Here is a 20,016-nt window from a genome sequence, read left to right as displayed (position 1 = left end):
TTCCTAATTGCGGGGTAGGCCCAGCAGTCGCTGGGCGATGATGTTGCGTTGAATCTCGGAGGTACCGCCGGCGATGGTGCCGCCGAACGTCCGCACGTATCGCTCGAACCAGGCGCTCCGGTAGAGGTCGAGGTGTTGCGCGCTGTAGGTACCGGAGAAACCGGGCCAGTCCAGGCCGTCGGCGCCCGCCGCGGCGAGCGCGTACTCGGCTGCCGACTGCGACGCTTCGGAGCCGAAGAGCTTGAGGACGGAAAGCGCCGCGGCGTCCTCGTCGCCGCGCGCGGCGCGTGCCAGTGCCACCGAGCCGAGCAGGCGGAGCGCCTGATTGTCCATGGCCAGCCTGGCGTAGCGGTCACGGTCGAGCGCCGTGGCGGGGCGAAAGTCCTCGATGAGTTCTTCCAACCGGTCGGCGTAGCTGAGCCACAACATGTTCCGCTCGTGGCCCAGCGAGCCGTTGGCCACCTGCCAGCCACCGTTCAGCGGCCCGACGAGGTTCTCGGCCGGGACCCGGACGTCGTTGAAGAACACCTCGTTGAAATCGAGGTCGCCCACATCGCACACCGAGGCGAACGGACGCCGCACCACACCGGGCAGGTCGGTCGGAATCAGCAGCACGCTGATGCCCTTGTGTTTGGGGGCATTCGGATCAGTGCGAACGAATGTCAGAAGCACGTCGGCGTCATGGGCGCCGGAGGTCCACACCTTCTGCCCGTTGACCACGAACTCGTCGCCGTCGAGTTCGGCGCGGGTGCGCAGGGAGGCGAGATCGGATCCCGCACCCGGCTCACTCATCCCCAGCGACGCCGTCATCTCGGCGCGCAATATCGGGACGGCCCAGCGCCGCTGCTGCTCGGGGGTGCCGAACGAGATGAGCGACGCGGAGATAATGCCGACGCCCTGCGGGTTGAATGTGAGATAGCACCTGCGACGTGCCAACTCCTCCTGGTGGACGTACTGCTGGAGGATGGTGGCATTGCGGCCGCCGAACTCGGGCGGATAGCCCGGCATCAGCCAGCCGTTGTCGAACATCAGCCGCTGCCAGCGCCTGGCCCAGTCCGGAACATCGCTGCTGGAGCGCGAACGGTCCAGCGCCTCGAGGTCCGCGGGCAGATGCTCGTCCAGGAAGGCGATGAACTCCGCACGGAAGGCCTCGACGTCAGCGTCGAACGTCAGCTGCAAACGACGCTCCCTCAAACGAGCACGGATCAAATTTTTGGTAAGACTACTGTTACCAGTAAAAGGAGAATACTATTCTCCAGGTGAGAAAGTTACAATCTCTGACACGTTGGCCGCGAGGGGGTCGAGGACCGCAATGGCAAGGCGTTCTCCGGTACAGTCAGTCCATGTTCTCCCAAATCGGGCAGCATCCGAGCCGCCCGTGACCATTCCCAGCGAAGAACCCGCCTGGAAGCAGCGCGCGGTCGAGCGATCGATCAAAACCGCCAAGCTCCGGGCCGCGCAACGCGTTCAGAGATTCCTCGATGCCGCCCAGGCGATCATCATCGAAAAGGGCAGCACCGACTTCACCGTCCAAGAGGTCGTCGACCGCTCGCGTCAGTCGCTGCGAAGCTTCTACCTGCAGTTCGACGGTAAGCACGAGTTGCTGCTGGCGCTGTTCGAAGACGCCCTTGCCCGCTCCGCGGACCAGATCCGGGCGGCCACCAGCGGCCCGGATGAGCCGATCGAGCGCCTGAAAGTCGCCATTCAGCTGCTGTTCGAGTCGTCGCGCCCGGATCCCACCGCCAAGCGGCCCCTGTTCACCGACTTCGCTCCACGACTTCTGGTCTCTCATCCGTCCGAGGTGAAGATCGCCCACGCACCGCTTTTGGCACTGCTGACCGAGCTCATGGAGGAGGCCAGCGCCGCAGGTCAGCTGCGGGAAGGCATCAATCCGAAGCGGATGGCGGCCATGACGATGCAGACGGTGATGTTCAACGCGGCGCAATCCACCGGCGAGGACTCCACCGACGCTGCGTCGCACCCCATCACCGCGGAAGAACTCTGGGACTTCTGCGCTCACGGATTCGCCGCCAGCTAGCTCGAATCAAACCGAGAACTACGTTCTCGTCGAAGAGAATCTGACTTACACTGGGCGAGTGCCCGATCTCTGGACCGATCTACTCGGCTGCCTGGACATCACCCGACCGTCGACGCAAAACGGCGAAACGGCAGAGTTCGAGGGCCGCAATCAGCAACTGGAGTACTACCGGGTGTTCGGCGGCCAACTCCTGGGCCAGTTCCTCCAGATCGCGAGGCTGACCTGCCCGGATAAGGCGGTCAAATCGCAGCACACGGTGTTCACCCGGGAAGGCACGGCCGACGAGCCGGTTCGCTATCAGGCCGTTCGCGCCCATGAGGGGCGGTCGTTCGGCACGGTCACGATCACCGCATCGCAGAGTCGGGGCGTCATCGCCACCGCCTCGATCAGCATGCATGTCCTCGAAGACGGACCCGAACACCAGGAGATCGCAGACGTCGGACCGGTGCTCGGCCCGGAGCACGAGATCCCACTCGACCTGATCCCGTGGGAGACGCGAGCGGCCGTCGACCTCAACGCGCCGACCGTCGGCCCGCCGGAATTCGAGGTCTGGATGCGCACCCCGGACGTGGACCCCGCACTGGCGCCGGCGCTGGCCGCCTATGCCACCGACCTGACCTTGATCGGTACCGCCCTGCGTCCGATCGAGGGAGCCGACCAGCGCGGTAACGGCACGACGTTCGCCTCCGCGGTCACCTCGCACACCGTGTGGTTCCATCGGCCGTTCCGCACCGACGACTGGCTGCTGTTGCGCCAGCACAGTCCCCTGCTGGCACACGGCCGCAGCTTCGGTCGGGGCGACGTGCTCACCCGCGACGGCTCACTGGTCGCCTCGTATGGCCAGGAGGCTCTCGTCCGCTTCGCGCAACGAGATTGAGAAGCACGTTCTGTTAAGCGGAGAGTATAAATTGCCCGAAACGAGTCTGTGGTTGACACCATTGAGTCGCCGATGCCAGAGTTGTGAGACAAAGGACAGTCATTTGTCTTACACATCCCTGGTCCAGCGAGAGGCGACCCCGTGACGATCAGTGCTGAGAACTCCGACGTGCAGACTGCAGACGAGTTGTATTACGACCCATACAGCGTCGAACTCAATATGAACCCGCACCGGGTGTTCGCACGCATTCGCGAAGAAGCACCCTTGTACTACAACGACAAGCATGACTTCTATGCGTTGAGTCGCTACGAGGACGTCAACAAGGCGCTGATCGATCACGAGACGTTCATATCCGGCAAGGGCGCACTGCTCGAGATCATCAAGTCGGGGATGGAGATCCCGCCCGGCACACTGATTTTCGAGGATCCGCCGCTGCACAACATCCAGCGCAACCTGTTGTCGCGGATGTTCACGCCGCGCAAGGTGGCCGCACTTGAGCCACAGATCCGCGAGTTCACCGCCCGGTGCCTCGACCCGTTGGTGGGCACAGGCAAGTTCGACTTCGTCAACGATCTCGGCGAGCAGATGCCGATGCGCGTGATCGGCATGCTGCTCGGCATCCCGGAAGAACATCAGCGCAGGGTGGCCGACCACGGCGAGGCCACGCTCCAGGGAGAGCGGACGCTGATGGCGTCCGGCGAGGTGTTCGCCGAGTTCATCGACTACCGAACCGAGCATCCCTCCGACGACATCATGACCGATCTGCTCAATGTCGAGTTCACCGACGAGACTGGCACCGTGCGACGGCTGCGCCGCGATGAACTGCTCATGTACCTCACCGTGGTCGCCACCGCTGGCGCCGAGACCACGACGCGGTTGATCGGGTGGGCGGGTAAGACCCTGGCCGACTATCCCGACCAGCGCCGCGAACTCGTGGAGAACCCGACTCTGATTCCTCAGGCGATCGAAGAGATCCTGCGTTGGGAGCCACCGGCGCTGCAGATGGCGCGATACGTAGCACGCGACACCGAGCACTACGGCCAAACCGTGCCGGAGGGAAGCGCGATGCTGCTTCTCGTCGGTGCCGCCAACCGGGACCGCCACCGTTTTCCGCCGGATGGCGACGTCTTCGACATCCACCGAGAGCAACACTCGCACTTGACATTCGGCGCAGGCACGCACTTCTGTATGGGTAATGCGTTGGCGCGCTTGGAAGGCCGTATCGCGCTCGAGGAGATCCTCAAACGGTTCCCGACGTGGGAGGTCGACTGGGCGAACGCGCGTCCGTCTCCGACCACGGCGGTCCGCGGCTGGGAATCCATGCCCACTTTTGTTTCGTGAATTCGATAACCCAACAACACCAAAAGGACTGAAAGACATGGCAGGTCGCGTAGAAGGCAAGGTAGCGTTCATCACCGGCGCGGCACGCGGACAGGGCCGCGCGCATGCGGTGCGGTTGGCGCAGGAGGGCGCCGACATCATCGCCGTCGACATCTGCAAGAAGGTCGATACCGTCGAGCTGATCGAGCCGTCGACGCCCGAGGATCTGGCCGAGACCGCAGATCTGGTGAAGGGCCACAACCGCCGCATCTACACCGCCGAGGTCGACGTCCGCGACTACGACGCCTTGAAGGCGGCGGTCGACACCGGTGTCGAGCAGTTGGGCCGGCTAGACGTCATCGTCGCCAACGCAGGCATCGGTAACGGCGGTCAGACGCTGGACAAGACCAGCGAAACAGACTGGACCGCCATGATCGACGTCAACCTCGGCGGCGTATGGAAGACCGTGAAAGCCGGTGTGCCACATATCCTTGCGGGTGGCCGCGGCGGCTCGATCATCTTGACCAGTTCGGTCGGCGGCCTGAAGGCCTACCCGCACACCGGCCACTACGTCGCCGCCAAGCACGGTGTGGTGGGCCTGATGCGGACCTTCGCCGTCGAACTCGGCGCACAGAACATCCGCGTCAACTCGGTGCATCCGACGAACGTGAACACCCCGCTGTTCATGAATGAGCCGACGATGAAGCTCTTCCGCCCCGACCTGGAGAACCCGGGCCCGGACGACATGAAGGTCGTCGGCCAGCTGATGCACACGCTGCCGATCGGTTGGGTCGAGCCGGAGGACATCGCCAACGCGGTGCTGTTCCTCGCATCCGACGAGGCGCGTTACATCACCGGCGTGACGCTGCCGGTCGACGGCGGCAGCTGCCTGAAGTAGGGCACCTCACTGTGACTGTCGCGGAGCTGTCGCTGCCGCGCGGCTGGGATGACATCACCCCGGACTGGATGACGGTGGCGCTGTCGCGTCATCATCCGGGTGCCGTCGTGGACGATGTGCGCGTCGCACTGCGCGACGACGGCACCAACCGGCGTGCACGCCTGGCGCTGATGTACGCGGAGGGCTCTGGACCGGCGACGGTGTTCGCCAAGGCGGTCGACCCCGACCATGCCGAGCTCGTCGCATTGACCAGCGGGCTCTATCACGAGCCGCGGCTGTTCACCTGCGGGGTCGAGTTGCCGCTCGACCATCCGACCGTGTACACCGCGCTCATCGACGAGGACCGCTCGGACTTCGTGATGATCATGGAGGACGTCGTCGCGCGCGGTGCCGATCCACGCGACTCGACCCGGCCGATGACCGTCGACCAGGTGGCCAACGGGGTTCGCGGCCTGGCCAGGATGCACAGTCGGTTCTGGGGCGAACGGGTGGCCGCCGAGCCCGCGCTGGGCTGGCTCGAACCGTTCGTCGCATTCGAGGGCATGCAATATGCGCCGTTACACATCGCCCATGAACGGCTGGGCGACACCGTGGCGCCGGAGATTCTCGCGCTCAACGGAACCGAGCTCTTCATCGACATCTGGGCGCGCTACATCGGCACCCTCACCACCTCTGTGCAGACGTTGCTGCACGGCGATCCCCACATCGGCAACACCTACGTGCTGCCCGACGACTCCCCCGGCGACAAAGTCGGGTTCCTCGACTGGCAGATGGCCCGCCGGGGCAACTGGTCGCTGGACCTCGGTTACTTTCTGCAGGGCGCGCTGACCATCGAGGACCGCCGCACGGCCGAGCGCGACCTGCTCGAGGAGTACCGCAACGCGCTCGCGCTGCCCGCCGACGAGATGCCGAGCGCCGACGAGGTGTGGCTGCGCTACCGCGCGTCGGTAGCCCACGGGCTGGCGATCTGGATGGCGACGTCGTCGGGCGGTGATGCCTGGCAGACCGCGGCCATCTCGGTCACGCTGGCGCAGCGGTATTCGGCGGCGTTCATCGATCTGGAGACGCGCGCGGCGCTGGACGCGATCAGCACATAGGTCATTCGCAGAAAGCCCCCGATCATGGCCGGACGGTGGTTGCATAGACCCGTCCGAACGGGGGTGGGATCTGAAGCGACTCAATGGTATGGACGCGATGCTGTTGTACAGCGAGACGCCGAATCTCCATACCCACACGCTGAAGGTGGCGATCGTCCACGCGGCTGACTACGAGGGTGAGTTCACCTTCGACGTGTTCCGCAGGACCATCGCCCGCCGCCTGCACCTGCTCGACCCGCTGCGGTACCGGCTCATCGACATCCCACTGAAACTGCACCACCCGATGTGGTTGGAGGACTGCCCGGTCGACCTCGACTATCACCTGCGCCGCGTGCAAGTGCCGGCGCCGGGCGGCAGGCGTGAACTCGACGAGGTGATCGGCCGGATTGCGAGCACACCGCTGGACCGCACACGGCCCCTGTGGGAGTTCCACTTCGCCGAGGGCATGGCCGACGACCGTTTCGCGCTCATCGGCAAGGTGCACCACACCCTGGCCGACGGGGTGGCGTCGGCCAATCTGCTCGCCCGGTTGATGGACCTCACGGGGTCGGCGCAAGACGAATGCGACGAGTACGCGACGTGCGAGCCGCCGTCGTCGAACGAGTTGGTCAAGGAAGCGATGCGCGACCACGTCGCACACGTCGCTGCGCTACCCCGACTGGCGCGCGATGCAGCCAAAGGAGCCGCCCGGCTGCGGCGACGCGCCAAAGAGCGCAGCGACCATCCCGATCTGGCGAAGATGTTCCAGACCCCACCGACGTTCCTCAACCACGTCATCTCCCCCGGGCGGACCTTCGCCACCGCGTCGCTGTCGCTGGCCGACGTCAAGGAGACGGCCAAGCGGCTGGACGTCACGTTCAATGACATCGTGCTGGCCACCGCCGCCGGCGGCCTCCGCGAACTGCTCCTGCGGTACGACGGGCGCGCCGACCGACCGCTGATGGCGTCGGTGCCCGTCAGCACCGACCTGTCACCGGATCGCGTGACAGGCAACGAGATCGGCGGACTCTCGGTGTCGTTGCCGGTCCACATCGACGATCCGCTCGAGCGGGTGCGGTTGACCTCGCTGTCGACCGCCCGGGCGAAGGAGAACTACGAACTGCTCGGACCGAAGTTGCAGGGTCAGCTGATGGAATACCTGCCGCCGCCGCTGACCCCGGCGGTGCTGCGGTGGCAGGCCAAGCGCGCCGCACACAACAGGCTCATGAACGTCGCGGTGTCCAGCGTGCCCGGTCCACGCGAGCGTGGCCACATCGGCGGCGCGCCGGTCAGCGAGATCTACTCGATCGGTGTGCTCTCGGCGGGCAGTGCGTTCAACATGACGGTGTGGAGCTACGTCGACCAGGTGGACATCTCGATCCTGTCCGACGATCAGACGTTCAACGACATCCATGAGGCCACCGACGCGATGATCCACGGTCTGACAGAAATCCGGTCGGCTGCCGGGCTGCCACCGCTGCGCGCCGTCGACACCGCGATGGCGCCCGCGCCCGCGGCAACCTAAGTCACGGGCGCAGTTCGTTGCGCAGAATCTTTCCGGTGCTGCCCCGCGGCAACTCGTCGAGCACCGTGATCTCGCGCGGCACTTTGTAATTCGCGAGATTCTCCCGCACGTGTTGCTTGAGCTCCTCCGGTGTCGTCGACGCACCAGCCTCGAGCACCACGAACGCGACGAGCCGTTGCCCGTACTGCTCGTCGTCCACTCCGAGAACCGCTGCCTCGGCCACGTCGTCGTGCGCCGCCAGCGTCTTCTCGACCTCGATCGGGTACACGTTCTCGCCACCGGAGACGATCATCTCGTCGTCGCGGCCAACCACGAACAGTCGGCCCGCCGCATCGAGGTAGCCCACGTCCCCCGATGACATGAAGCCGTCATGGAAGTCCTTGGTGTTCCCCGACGTATAGCCGTCGAAGAGGGTGCCGCTGCGGACGAAGATCCGCCCCGTCTCCCCCGCGGGCACCTCGTTGAAGGTGTCGTCGTAGATACGAATTTCAGTGCCGTCAGCCGGCTTTCCCGCGGTGTCGGGCGCCGCTCGTAGATCCTGCGGTGTCGCGGTCGCGATCATTCCCGCCTCGGTGGCGTTGTAGTTGTTGTAAATCACGTCACCGAACTGATCCATGAACTTGATCACCACATCGGGGCGCATCCGCGATCCCGACGCGGTGGCGAAGCGTAACGACTTGGCGCTGTAGCGGTTGCGCACCTCGTCGGGCAGATCCATGATCCGGTCGAACATGACCGGGACCACCGCGAGGCCCGTCGCCTGGTAGCGGTCGATGAGGTCCAGCGTCGCTTCGGGATCGAACTTGCGCCGCGTGACGATCGGACACGCCAGCAGTGCCGCGAACAACAACTGCGAGAAGCCCCACGCGTGGAACATCGGCGCGACAATGACGATCGGCTCCTCGGCACGCCACGGCGTGCGGTCGAGCACCGCCTTCAGGTCACCCGTACCACCGCTGCCTGCAGAACGCTTGGCGCCCTTGGGTGTTCCCGTCGTCCCCGAGGTGAGCAGAATGATGTCGCTCTTGCGCTCGCTGGGCTTGGGCCGCTGGCCGTGGTGGCCTTCGATCAAGTTGTCCACCGTCAGCGGCAAATCGCTGCGATCGGTCCAGCCCAGGATGCGCGTGGTGTCGGGCCTACCCTCGAGCGCCCGGTCGACGATCGCGGTGAACTCCTCGTCGTAGATCACGACGTCGGCGCCCTCGCGTTCGACGACCTCCGCCAGCGCAGGGCCCGCGAACGAGGTGTTGAGCAGCAGCACGTCGGAGCCGACTCGGTTCGAACCGACGAGCGCCTCGATGAAGCCCCGATGGTTACGGCACATCACCGCAATGGTTTTCGGGGGTCCCATCTCCTGGAGCGCGGCCGCCAACGCGTCGCAACGGTCGTCGAGCTCGCGCCACGTCAACGTACCGCGCTCGTCGATCAGCCCGGGCCGATCGGGGCAGCGCTGCGCGGCAATGGCGAATCCCACGGTGGCGGTCATCCCGGCCCTGCGCACCGCAGCGCCCATCCGCAGATAGCGGTCCGGACGCATCGGGGCGACCAGTCGTGCGCGCCAGAGAGTCTGCAGAAGTCCTAGAGTGTCGGCCACGATCCGTCAGCCAAGCACAGGAAAGCGGCGTTCGCGGGCGAGTTCGTCGAGCGCCTTCTGCATCACGGCCCGAACGTGGAGATCGACCATGTCGAGATCGGGGTCGTCGCCGAACTCGGCCGCGATATCGATGGGATCGAGCACCCGGGTTACGATCTTGGACGGCAACGGCACGTTCGGCGGGAAGAAGATCGAGACGCCGAACGGAAAGCCGACGCTGATCGGCAGAATGTCGGCCCGCAGCCGATTGAGCCCAAGCCGCCGGGCGAGCGAGTCACCGCGGGCGAGGAACAGTTGGGTTTCCTGCGCACCGATCGAGACCATCGGCACGATCGGCACCCCGGCCTCGATGGCCGTCCTCACGTAACCCTTGCGGCCGTTGAAGTCGACGACGTTCTCGGTGAAGGTCGGACGGTACGCGTCGTAGTCGCCGCCCGGGAACACCAACACGACGGCACCGTCCCGAAGTGCCTGGGCGGCGTTGTCCGGGTTCGCCTCGATGACGCCTGCGCGATGCAGCAAGTCCCCGACCGGACCGACGAAGATCGCGTCGTGGCCGAGTGTGTAGACCGGACGGTCGAAGCCGAACCGCTTGTAGAACTCCGGCGCGAAGACCAGCACGTCGGGGGTGAACATGCCACCGGAGTGGTTGGACACGACAAGGGCGCCGCCGGCCCCGGGCATCCGATCCAGATCGCGGACCTCGGCGCGGAAGTACCGCTTGATGAGTGGGCCGACCCGGTTGACGATCTGCCGGGTGAACCCGGGATCCCATTTGGCGACCTCTGGCTTGTCCACCCCGTTGCTCATGGCGTCCGTGTTCCCACTTCTGGCGGCCAGCTACCAGGCCGGTGATCCGAGTATGATACTTTCGTAAAAAGAGAATGTCATATCCGCAGGTAGGGAGCCGAATGACCGACGTTGTGCTCGTCACCGGCGGCTTCGGCCTGGTCGGCTCCGCAACCGTGCGACGCCTCGCGGCCGACGGCCGTCGGGTGGTCGTCGCCGATCTCGATACGCTGGCCAACCGCAAGGCCGCGGCGAAGCTTCCCGCCGGCGCCGAGTTCCGATGGGCCGACCTCACCGACGCGGATCAGGTCCAGCGCCTGGTGTCCGAGGTAGCTCCGACCGCGATCATCCACCTGGCGGCGATCATCGCCCCCGCAATCTATCGGATCCCCAAGGTGGCGCGGCGAGTCAACGTCGACGCGACCGCGACGCTTGTCCGCATCGCCGAGGCGCAGCAGAATCCGCCCCGGTTCGTGCACGCGTCCAGCAATGCGGTGTTCGGCCCTCGCAATCCGCACCTGACTCCGTCACCGCTGACCGCGAACGACCCGATGCGGCCCTGCGATATTTACAGCGGCACCAAGGCGGAAGCCGAGGAGATCGTGCAATCGTCGGGCCTGGAGTGGGTGGTCCTGCGGTTCGGTGGTGTGCTCACAAGCGATCTGTCGGCGCTGCCGCTCAGCACCGACGCCATGCTGTTCCAAAGCGCGCTGCCGAGCGACAACCGGGTGCAGACCGTCGACGTCCGGGATGTCGCGTGGGCCTGCGCGGCCGCGACCACTGCGGACGTGGCGCGCGAGATCCTTTTGATCGCCGGCGACGATTCGCACCGCACCTGTTACGGCGACCTCTCGTCGAACCTCGTCGCGGCGTTGGGAATGCCCGGCGCGTTCGCACCCGGGCGATTCGGTGACCCCGAAAGCGCCACCGACTGGTTCGTGACCGACTGGATGGATACCACCCGCGCGCAGGAAGCACTGCAGTTCCAGCACTACTCGTGGTCGGACATGATGGCCGAACTCGCCGACAAATTCGGATGGAAGCGTCATCCGGCGCGCCTCATCACGCCGATCGTGCGGGAGGTCATGAAACGCCGCGGGGTGTACTGGAAGGCGCCCGGGCAGTACGCCGATCCGTGGGGCGCGATTCGCACCCATTTGGGCGACCCCACGTGGATTCGGCCGACCGACTCCGCCTGACCGCATAGTGTTCGCGCCGTGGACAACTACCTTGGGCGCTCAGCAGTCATCACCGGAGGGGCCAGCGGAATCGGCCTGGCGACCGCAAAGGAGTTCGCCCGACGCGGCGCGCGCCTGATGCTGGCCGACATCAACGAGGCGGGGCTGACCGAGGCGATTTCGGCGCTGCGCAACGACGGGGTCGAAGTGCACGGCGTGGTCTGTGACACCCGCAAGCTCGACGATGTCGTTCATCTCGCCGACGAGGCGTTCAACGTGTTCGGCACCGTGCATGTGGTGTTCAACAACGCCGGCATCGCGTACGCCGGTTCGATCGTGGACACCAGCCACGACGACTGGCGCTTCGTGATCGACGTCGATCTGTGGGGGCCCATCCATGGCGTCGAGGCGTTTCTGCCGCGACTGATCGCGCAGGAGGACGACAGTCATATCGTGTTCACATCGTCGTTCGCCGGGCTGATCCCCAACGTAGGTCTCGGTCCGTATTGCGTGGCCAAGTACGGTGTCGTCGCGCTGGCTGAGACGCTGCAACGCGAGGTGCGGGCCAACGGCATCGGTGTTTCGGTGCTGTGCCCGATGATCGTCGCGACCGACCTGATGGCCAACAGCGAGCGCGTCCGGAGCGCAGACTATGGGCCGCCGTCGTCGTCCGCGCCCCCACAGGAGTTGCCGTCGGCGTCAACCGATCCGGAAGTGCGGGCGGAAGACGTCGCGCGCCTGACGGCCGACGCGATCCTGGCCAACCGGCTCTACATCGTCCCGCATCAGGCCGCACGAGCGTCGATCCAGCGCAGGTTCGAGCGCATCGACCGAGCCTTCGAAGACCAGATCGCCGAGGGCTGGACGCACTAACGGGTTGATTGCACGCATGTGGTGCGGGTAATCAACCCGTTAGCGGCAACCCGCCACTAGCCGAGCTGATACTCGCCGGTCTCCGGATGGTGGTACCAGCCGCTCGACGCTTGCGTGCCGCCGTCGACGTGGATGGTCTGCCCGGTGATGTAGCCCGACATGTCCGAAGCGAGAAAGACTGCGACGCTGGCTAGTTCGTCGACATGGCTGGCGCGGCCCATCGGAATCATCCGCTGGTTGGCCGGGTCGAGCCCCGGTGACAGCTGCATGAGACCCTCGGTGACGGTCAGGTCGGGGGCCAGGGCGTTGACCCGGATGTCGTGCGGCGCGAGCTCCAGGGCGGCGGTCTTGGTGAAGTTGACGACGCCGGCCTTCGCCGCCGCGTATGCCGCATAGCCCGGCGCCGCCCGCACGCCCTCGATCGACGTCACGTTGATGACGCTGCCCCCGGTGTCTGCCGCGACCAGCCGCCTCGCGATCCGCTGGGTGCATAGCAGCACGTGGCGAAGGTTGCTCCGGTACAGCGCATCCCACCCGTTCTCACTGGTCTCCAATAGCGGCGCCTTGAAGGTGCCGCCCGCATTGTTGACCAGGATCGACACCTCGCCGAGTTCGTCGACAGTGCGCTGCAGCGCCGCGTCGACCTGCTCGCTGTCGCGGACATCGACGACGATCCCCAGTGCGCCAATGCTTTCGGCGGCCGAGGCGCAGGTATCCGGGTCGCGTTCCCATATCGCGACCGAGGCCCCGAAGGCCGCCAGACCCGCTGCGACACCACGTCCGATCCCTGCTCCCCCGCCGGTCACCACCGCGACACGACCGGTTAGCAGGATGTTGGACGGATCGATGGCCACCGGTCGAGGCTAGCCCGTCTTCGCCTTGCTTGGCCCCATCGCCGGGGCATTGCCGATCACACCACTGGCCTCGAGGTCGGCGATCTCGTCTGCGGTCAGCCCGAGCTCGGTCAGCAGTTCGTGGTTGTGCTGGCCGAGCAGCGGGGCGGGCTCGACGTGGACGCGCTCCGGACCACGCGACATCCGGAACGGCAGCGTGCTGTGCGGCGTACGGGTGTTGACCGGATGCCCGACGTCCTCGAAGAAGCCGCGGGCGGCCAGTTGCGGAATCTCGGTCTGGCGGTGCGGCTGCAAGACCTTGGCCACCGGCACACCGTGCTCCCACAGCGCGACGACGATCTCGTCGCCGGTGCGGTCCGCACACCATGCGGCGAGGTACCCGTCGATGGCGTCATGACGGGCGCGCCTGCCCGCCGCGGTGCTCAACTCGGGATCGGCAGCCCAGTCGCCGTTGTGGACGGCCTCACACAGGCCCGCCCAGTGCTCGTCGGTCGCCACGGCGACGGCGACCCAGCAGTCGGCGCGGCCGAACTCGTCGATCTCGTTGGTGCGGTAGAGGTTCTGCGGCGCCGCGGTCGGCCCACGGTTGCCGTCGCGCTCGAGCAGCGCACCGTAGGCCGAGTACTCGATGACCTGTTCGGCGGCGACGTTGATCGCGGCGTCGACCATCGCGGCCTCGACCAGGACACCCTGCCCGGTGCGACGCCGATGCTCCAGGGCGATCAGCAGCGCATTGAGGGCATGGATGCCGGCGTTCGGATCGCCGACCGAATAGGGCTCGTACGGGTTGCGGTCGGGATAGCCGGTCAGCCAACTGATTCCGGACGCCGCCTCGATCACGTAGGCGAACGCCGGATTGTCCCGCCATGGACCGTCCAGCCCGAAGCCGGGCATCCGCAGCATCACCACGTCGGCCCGGCTAGCCTGCACGGCAGCGAAATCCAGCCCGATCTGGTCCACCACCCGCGGGGTGAAGTTCTCGACGATCACGTCGCAGGTGGCGATGAGCCGATTCAGCAGATCGCGGCCGGCGGCGCTCTGCAGGTCGAGCGTCAACCCCTTCTTGTTGGTGTTCAGTCCCGAGAAGATGGGCGACTTCTCCCACCACAGCTCCTCGGTGACCGGTATGCCGGCGATCAGCCGGGTGCCGTCGGGCCGCCGAGTCGACTCGACGTGGATGACCTCGGCGCCCAGCATCGCGAGGATGTGTGTGCACGACGGCCCCGCCCAGAAGGTCGTCATGTCGAGGATGCGTAACCCCTCGAACGGCAACCCCGTCCTCGCCGAAATAGCATTCCGGGTCGCTGGATGTTCGCTTTCGCCGCCCGGAACGCTATTTCGGCGATACAAGTCGGTGTGTTCGCCCAGCCGCGGCGCAGGCGCGGGCGCGTCCAGGAGAGCCGGTGTCGTCCGGTAGGGCGGGCCGGGCTGGTCGAATCCGTCGCGGGGGTTCGAGACGAAGGACCCGCGTTCCACGAAGTGGTCGAGGCCGACGATGTTGGCGCCGTTGGCGACCGGGGCATTCGGGATGCGGAACGCTGTCGCCAGGTCCCTGATCTCGTCGACGGTGTGACTCTGCACCCACGCGTAGAGCTCGTCGGCCTTCTCGTTGGCCTGCTCCGTGATGGACAGCGGCGAGTCCTCGTCGATCCAGTCCTGGTGGCCGGTCATCGCGCACAGGTCGAACCACTGCTGCGCGGTGCCACATCCGATATCGATCAGGCCGTCCTTGGCGCGGGCGATCCCCGGCACGGTCAACCGCCGGGCATCCCGCCACGGCCTGCCGAGCATCTCGTAATAGGCCACCGGGTAGTAGGTGAGGCCGAGGATCTGGGTCTCCAACATCGACACGTCGACCAGTTCCGCGCCACCCCGCAACCGCGAGGCCAGCGTCGCGGCGCTGGCGTACGCACCCGCGAGGTATTCACCGACCTGCCCGCCGACATATACCGGCGCCCGGTCGGCCGAACCGCGGCCGAGGCCGACGATCCCCCCGGACCACGCCTGCAGCGTGAATTCCGTTGCGGGGTGGTCTGACCAGGGGCCGTCCAACCCGAACGGAGTGATCGACGTAACGGTCAGGTGGGGGTGCGCTGACAGGATCGCGGCAGGTGTGAACACGACGTGTTCGGCGACGCTGGAACCGCGCGACCACACGACCGCGTCGGCGCCGTCGAGCAACCCGTTGACGTAGTCGATGTCGGCTTCCGGGTCGGCGACCACGCTGTGTTTGGAACAGGCCAGATAGCTGAACAACGCGCCGTCGTCACCCGGGGCGATCTCGGCACCCGACGCCGACCACCGGCGCAGTGGATCACCTTCGGGCGGCTCGACTTTGATCACCGTGGCGCCGGCGTCGGCCAGCAGCTTGGTGCAGTAGGCACCCACGATGCCGACGGACAGGTCGACGACGGTGTAGCCGGTCAGCGGCGCGTTAACCATTGTGCTCCTCGCGTGCGCGCCGTCTGTTACTTGTCCTTCTTGCGATTCGACTTGCTCAGCCGGAAGTCGGGCGGGAACTTGCTGTCGTTGTCGTTGACGGCACCCGCCAATCCGCTGTCGATGGCCTCCATCATGTCGAGGTCATCCGTATCGTCGTTGGCCACACCGCTTCCCATGGATTCGAAGAACGCGGACAGCAGGCTGCCCATGTACTCGCCCTGGTGCTGCTTGTAGACCTCGAAGAAGATCTTCTGCTGGAAGACGGTGTCGACGGGCCGGTTACGCGCACACGCCCGGGCGTACTTCTCGACTTCGGCCTCGAGCTGATCGCGCGGCACCACCTTGTTGAGGAAGTTGCAGTCGTACATCTCGGCGGCGGTGAACGGCCGTCCGGTGAAGACCATCTCCTGGAACTTGCGCAGCCCCATCATCTGGATCCAGGTCCACATCCGCGGTCCCCACCCGTAGTAGCGGAACGACGGATGATCGAACAGGGCGTCGTCGGACGAGATCACCAGATCGGCGTCGGCACACTGATAGAAGTGCCAGCCGTAGCAGTAGCCCTTGGCCTCGACGATGCTGATCTTCTTCAGTTCCTGCAGCGGGCGGTTGCCCGCCTGCACGTTCGCGTACCAGGCACTGATCGTCGCACCGCTGCGGAAGGTGCCCGCCGGCGGATACTTCACCTCGCCGACGCCTTCGTCCTCGAGACGCAACTCGGCGAGCCGCAGGTCGGTGTTGTCGTAGCCCTCCATGAACTCCGGAAGGTCGGCCCCGCTGCCGAGGTTGTCGCCGACGCCACGGATCACGACGACCTTGACGTCGTTGTCGACGGTGGCCGCCCGCAGCAGATCGGCGTAGCGCAGCCGCGCCAACGACGTCGGCGCGTTCAGGTACTCGGGACGGTTGAAGGTGATCGTCGCGATCTTGGTCTTCGGGTCCTTCTCGTAGAGGATCAGCTCTTCGGGCGACGGCCGACTTCCGTTGTCAGACATTGATTCTCCTCAGCTGATTCCGGCGGCGGCCTGCGCCGGTGATGGGCTTGCCGTGAGCACTTCGGGTCCGGAGTCGGTGACGAGCACGGCGTCGCGGCGGAACACCGCACCGACGCCGGGCTCCCACACGTACGCCGTGACGGCCAGCACCGAACCCGGGTCCAGGCGCTCGTCGGCCGAGGTCTTCACCAGGTCGGGAGAGATCACCGGCGGATCGAATCCAAGGCCGAGGCCGTGTGCGACCGGCATCGGGGGCAGCGACTCACCCGCGGCGTCGTACGCGGCGAACAGGTCGCTGGCGGGCGCTCCGGGCTGACATGCGGCAACCAGCCTGTCCCACAGTCGGTTCGAGCGCCCGAACAAGGCGTCGGCACCCTTCACGTTGCCCACCGGCCAGGTACCTCCCACCTCGCCAACGTAGCCGTTGGCGAGCGCACCGGCCGCGAACGCCACCAGGTCACCGTCGGCAACCTTGCGATCACGCTTGCCCACTCGCCAGGACTGCTCGCGCGGCGTTATCCACGCGCCGTCCTGCGTGGCCGATGTGCTGACGCCGCCGGCGGCCATCGCCTCCAGCATCACACCGGTGAGCGCCTGTTCGCTGACCCCCGGTGCGAGCTCGGCGACCGCGGCCGCAAGGGCGTCCTCCGCGACCTTGAGGGCCCCGCGCAGCGTACGGATCTCCTCGGCGGTCTTGATCCGGCGGGCCGCGCGCATCGCCACCTCGCCGTCGACGAGTTCGGCGTTGGGAAAGGCCATCGGCAGGAGTTGGCCGAAAGTCGGTGAGAGCGCGTCGGTTCCGACACGTTTTGCCTCGGCGGCACCCTTGATGTTCTTCAGGACCTCGATGATCGTCATCGGGTTCCACGCCAGGCCGTAGAGGTGGTCGTGTCCGATCTCCTCCGGCATCCCCTCATCCCAGCTGCTGTTGAGGTGGATCTCGCCGGTCTCCCGGACCACGACGCAGATCGGCGCGAACGGACGGGTGCCCGCCACCCACAGTTGCGGAGCCCCGGTCAGGTAGCGGACGTTGGCTTGGCGTCCGAGCACGAGGACGTCGAGGTCATTGGCTTCCATCTGGGCCAGTGCACGATCGCGGCGGCTCGTGCGCAGGGCCGGGTCGTCGGGCAGTATCTCGTCGCTCACGAGGCCACCCCGTACGGCGTGTAGGGATAGTCGGTGATGGACTGGTACCCGTCTTCGGTGATGATCACGATCTCCTCGCTGCGGTAACCGCCGGTGCCGTCCTCCCAGACGACGGGCTCGAGTACGAGCGCCATGCCTGCCGGGAAGACGAAGTTGTCATCGAACTCCTGGCCCAGATCCGTTCCGATCATCGGCATCTCGGCGGCGTTAGTGCCGATGCCGTGACCCAGGTAGAAGTGCGGCAGCCACGGCTTCGCACCGCCGTTGGCGGCGATGGCTGCACGCGCCAGATCACCGGACGTCGCCCCCGCCTTGGTGACTGCGAGGACCGCATCGAGGATCTCGCGCCACTTGTCGAATTGCGCCTGTTGCCGGGGGGACGGTTCCTCGCCCACCAGCCAGGTGCGGCCGAAGTCGGAGCAGTACCCCTCGTAGGTGATGCTGACGTCGGTCCAGAGCACATCGCCCTTCGCCAGTTCCTTCTCGGTCGTCAGCAGCGGCAGCGCAAGATCACCGGTGGTGGTCCAAACCGAGCCGCTGTTCTTGGTTGTCGGCATCACCTGCCAGATGGCCTCGAGCATGTTGGCCGTCGCGCCCAGTTCGAACGCGCGCCTGACGAATGCGGCCGACAGGTCGATCTGCCGCACGCCGGGGGCGAGAGAACGCTGCACGTCGACGACGGCCTCTTCGGTGATGCGACACGCCTTGCGGATCGCCGATATCTGGTCGACGGTCTTGACCAGTTTCGCGGGTCCGACCACCTGCGCGGCGTCCGATGGTGGGCCGCCGGGGAACAGCCGGTCCGTCGCCCTGCGCATCGCGCCGGTCAGTTCGTCGACCGCGACCGAGGCGCCGGCAGGCACCAGGCCGGCCAGCACCTTCGCGAAATGCTCGACACCCTCGTCGAATTCGAGGTAGAGCGGACCGTGGACATGATCGGCGGGCAGTTCGGACTCGAAGGAGCTGCCCTCGCGGAACGGCATGTAGAGGTGCGGATGCTCGTCGTCGGCGAGGACGACCGCAATCGGTCGCTCGACGTGCGACAGGCCGGCGTCCAGCAGTGGCCAGCTCGCGCCCGTCGCGTACACCACGTTGCCGTTACCGAGCAACACGAGCGCGTCGACGCCCTTGTCCTTCATGGCGTCTCGCAGCCGGGCACCGCATTCGCGGTACATCCTGGCGCGATCCGGTAGGTCAGGGATGTCGAGCAGTGCGGAACGGGAGGCGAATGTCGTCACGCGACACCCAGGAAGTTCTTGATGTTCGTGCTGACGATCTTCACCGCGTTCTCCGGACCCACCGTCTCCACGACCGATGCCAGCGACTTTTCGGAATACCCGAATGTGCTCTCGTTGTGCGGGTAATCCGATGACCACATCACGTTGTCGACGCCGATGCGGTCGACCAGCTGCAGGCCGAGCGGATCGACCATGAACGACGCGCTCATGTGGTTGGCCCAGTAGTGATTGACCGGGTGCTCCAGCTGATGGTTGAACATGTGCCGGTAGGAAGCCAGCATGTGCTCGGCATCCTGCAGAGCCGTTGGCACCCAGGCGATCCCGCCCTCGAACCAGCCGATGCGCAGCTTCGGATGCCGATCCAGAATCCCGGAGAACACGTACTTGGCGAACTGCTCGCGGAACGAGTCGACATTCACCATCATGCCGACCACGACGCTGTTGTTCTGGCACGGAGTCTTCGGCGGCGTCTCACCGATGTGGTGACTGACCGGCAGCCCGGCCTCCTCGATCTCGTCCCAGACGGCGTCCATATCGGTGCTGCCGTAGTCGTAGATGTTGCCCTCGTCGTCCTTGCCCGGGTTCAGCGGCAGCAGGAACGTCTTGAGCCCCAGCGACTTCAGCTCCTCCAGGGTGCTCCTGGTGCCCTTCGGATCCCACCAGTTGATCAACCCGACGCCGTAGAAGTGGCCCTTGGAGCGCTCCTGGAGGTCGGCGATGTGCTCGTTGTAGATCCGGAACACCCGCTCGCGCAGCGCCTTGTCCGGGTAGTGGAACAGAGCCAGCACCGCGTTGGGGAACGCCAGTTCCTTGTCGATGCCGTCCTCTTTGAGCTCGCGGATCCGTGCCTCGATGTTGTTCGAGGCGGCGCCGGCGAGATCGTCGTACTGCATCAGCACGCGGCCGAAGTCCCCACCGGTCCACGCCTTGCCCTTCATGCCGACCATGTACGCGCCGTCCTCATACCAGATGCGCGGCGCCGCACCCTTGAGTTCTTCGGGAAAGCGGTCGTAGAAGATGTCGTCGGCGACCGAGATGTGGTTGTCGGCGGAGAAGATCTCGGTGCCCTCGGGCAACCCGACCACGGTGCCGGTCGAGTGTCCCTGACGGTGCTTGGGTGCGCCGAAGCCCTCGGGCGGGTAGAGAGTGCTCTGCACTGTTGGGGTGGACATC

General features: G+C 66.0%; 17 protein-coding genes. 8 read left to right on the top strand and 9 right to left on the bottom strand.

The genetic code is table 11. The features are described from left to right. Window positions 1-3: 3 nt before the first annotated feature. Window positions 4-1,179 carry an acyl-CoA dehydrogenase family protein gene (locus tag H7J93_RS06360; protein ID WP_267305449.1) on the bottom strand — a complete coding sequence of 392 codons (1,176 nt, stop codon included), beginning with the start codon at window positions 1,177-1,179 and terminating at the stop codon, window positions 4-6. A gap of 133 nt (window positions 1,180-1,312) precedes the next feature. Here H7J93_RS06360 and H7J93_RS06355 point away from each other — a divergent pair, with 133 nt between their 5' ends. The 6 genes from H7J93_RS06355 to H7J93_RS06330 all read left to right on the top strand — a co-directional run bounded on the left by H7J93_RS06355 (window position 1,313) and on the right by H7J93_RS06330 (window position 7,734). Continuing rightward, window positions 1,313-2,038 (top strand): TetR/AcrR family transcriptional regulator, encoded by a 726-nt coding sequence (locus tag H7J93_RS06355; protein WP_267305448.1) that lies wholly within the window; start codon window positions 1,313-1,315, stop codon window positions 2,036-2,038. A 58-nt stretch (window positions 2,039-2,096) separates the two neighbouring features. Further along, window positions 2,097-2,915: an acyl-CoA thioesterase gene (locus tag H7J93_RS06350; RefSeq protein WP_267305447.1), complete on the top strand. Its 819-nt coding sequence runs from the start codon at window positions 2,097-2,099 to the stop codon at window positions 2,913-2,915. Window positions 2,916-3,056: 141 nt separating this feature from the next. Further along, the gene (locus H7J93_RS06345) at window positions 3,057-4,256 is read left to right on the top strand and encodes a cytochrome P450 (RefSeq protein WP_267305446.1); all 1,200 of its coding nucleotides are present in this window, start codon (window positions 3,057-3,059) and stop codon (window positions 4,254-4,256) included. Window positions 4,257-4,293: 37 nt separating this feature from the next. Beyond that, window positions 4,294-5,133: a mycofactocin-coupled SDR family oxidoreductase gene (locus tag H7J93_RS06340; RefSeq protein WP_267305445.1), complete on the top strand. Its 840-nt coding sequence runs from the start codon at window positions 4,294-4,296 to the stop codon at window positions 5,131-5,133. An 11-nt stretch (window positions 5,134-5,144) separates the two neighbouring features. After that, on the top strand, window positions 5,145-6,230 hold the full coding sequence (locus tag H7J93_RS06335; RefSeq protein ID WP_267305444.1) for a phosphotransferase: 1,086 nt from the start codon (window positions 5,145-5,147) through the stop codon (window positions 6,228-6,230). 70 nt (window positions 6,231-6,300) lie between these two features. After that, the gene (locus H7J93_RS06330) at window positions 6,301-7,734 is read left to right on the top strand and encodes a WS/DGAT/MGAT family O-acyltransferase (protein WP_267305938.1); all 1,434 of its coding nucleotides are present in this window, start codon (window positions 6,301-6,303) and stop codon (window positions 7,732-7,734) included. Between the two features lies 1 nt (window position 7,735). Here the strand turns inward: H7J93_RS06330 and fadD12 are convergent, their stop codons facing one another. Beyond that, window positions 7,736-9,328, bottom strand: a complete 1,593-nt coding sequence (gene fadD12, locus H7J93_RS06325) for an acyl-CoA ligase FadD12 (RefSeq protein ID WP_267305443.1) — start codon at window positions 9,326-9,328, stop codon at window positions 7,736-7,738. Window positions 9,329-9,334: 6 nt separating this feature from the next. After that, window positions 9,335-10,138, bottom strand: coding sequence for a lysophospholipid acyltransferase family protein (locus H7J93_RS06320; RefSeq protein ID WP_267305442.1), 804 nt, complete (start codon window positions 10,136-10,138; stop codon window positions 9,335-9,337). A 101-nt stretch (window positions 10,139-10,239) separates the two neighbouring features. Between H7J93_RS06320 and H7J93_RS06315 the strand changes: the two genes are divergently transcribed. Next, a complete protein-coding gene (locus H7J93_RS06315) occupies window positions 10,240-11,316 on the top strand; it encodes an NAD-dependent epimerase/dehydratase family protein (RefSeq protein WP_267305441.1) in 1,077 nt (358 codons plus the stop codon). A gap of 18 nt (window positions 11,317-11,334) precedes the next feature. Further along, on the top strand, window positions 11,335-12,168 hold the full coding sequence (locus tag H7J93_RS06310; RefSeq protein ID WP_267305440.1) for an SDR family NAD(P)-dependent oxidoreductase: 834 nt from the start codon (window positions 11,335-11,337) through the stop codon (window positions 12,166-12,168). Between the two features lie 56 nt (window positions 12,169-12,224). Here the strand turns inward: H7J93_RS06310 and H7J93_RS06305 are convergent, their stop codons facing one another. From H7J93_RS06305 to H7J93_RS06280, 6 genes are read right to left on the bottom strand one after another with little or no spacing between them, the layout of a single operon-like run. Then, window positions 12,225-13,022, bottom strand: coding sequence for an SDR family NAD(P)-dependent oxidoreductase (locus tag H7J93_RS06305; protein WP_267305439.1), 798 nt, complete (start codon window positions 13,020-13,022; stop codon window positions 12,225-12,227). A gap of 9 nt (window positions 13,023-13,031) precedes the next feature. After that, on the bottom strand, window positions 13,032-15,464 hold the full coding sequence (locus H7J93_RS06300) for a CaiB/BaiF CoA-transferase family protein (RefSeq protein ID WP_267305438.1): 2,433 nt from the start codon (window positions 15,462-15,464) through the stop codon (window positions 13,032-13,034). A gap of 26 nt (window positions 15,465-15,490) precedes the next feature. Next, window positions 15,491-16,459, bottom strand: coding sequence for an enoyl-CoA hydratase/isomerase family protein (locus H7J93_RS06295; RefSeq protein WP_267305437.1), 969 nt, complete (start codon window positions 16,457-16,459; stop codon window positions 15,491-15,493). 9 nt (window positions 16,460-16,468) lie between these two features. Beyond that, window positions 16,469-17,605 (bottom strand): M24 family metallopeptidase, encoded by a 1,137-nt coding sequence (locus H7J93_RS06290; protein WP_267305436.1) that lies wholly within the window; start codon window positions 17,603-17,605, stop codon window positions 16,469-16,471. Continuing rightward, entirely contained in the window at window positions 17,602-18,780 is a 1,179-nt protein-coding gene (locus H7J93_RS06285) for a M24 family metallopeptidase (protein ID WP_267305937.1), read from the bottom strand. Before H7J93_RS06285 ends, H7J93_RS06290 begins: the two co-directional genes overlap by 4 nt. 59 nt (window positions 18,781-18,839) lie before the next feature. Further along, window positions 18,840-20,015, bottom strand: coding sequence for an amidohydrolase family protein (locus H7J93_RS06280; protein ID WP_267305435.1), 1,176 nt, complete (start codon window positions 20,013-20,015; stop codon window positions 18,840-18,842). Between the last annotated feature and the right edge of the window lies 1 nt (window position 20,016).

It is taken from the genome of Mycobacterium barrassiae, assembly GCF_025822765.1.
GTDB classification, from domain to species: Bacteria; Actinomycetota; Actinomycetes; order Mycobacteriales; family Mycobacteriaceae; genus Mycobacterium; species Mycobacterium barrassiae.
This window is presented reverse-complemented; position numbering and strand designations above follow the sequence as displayed.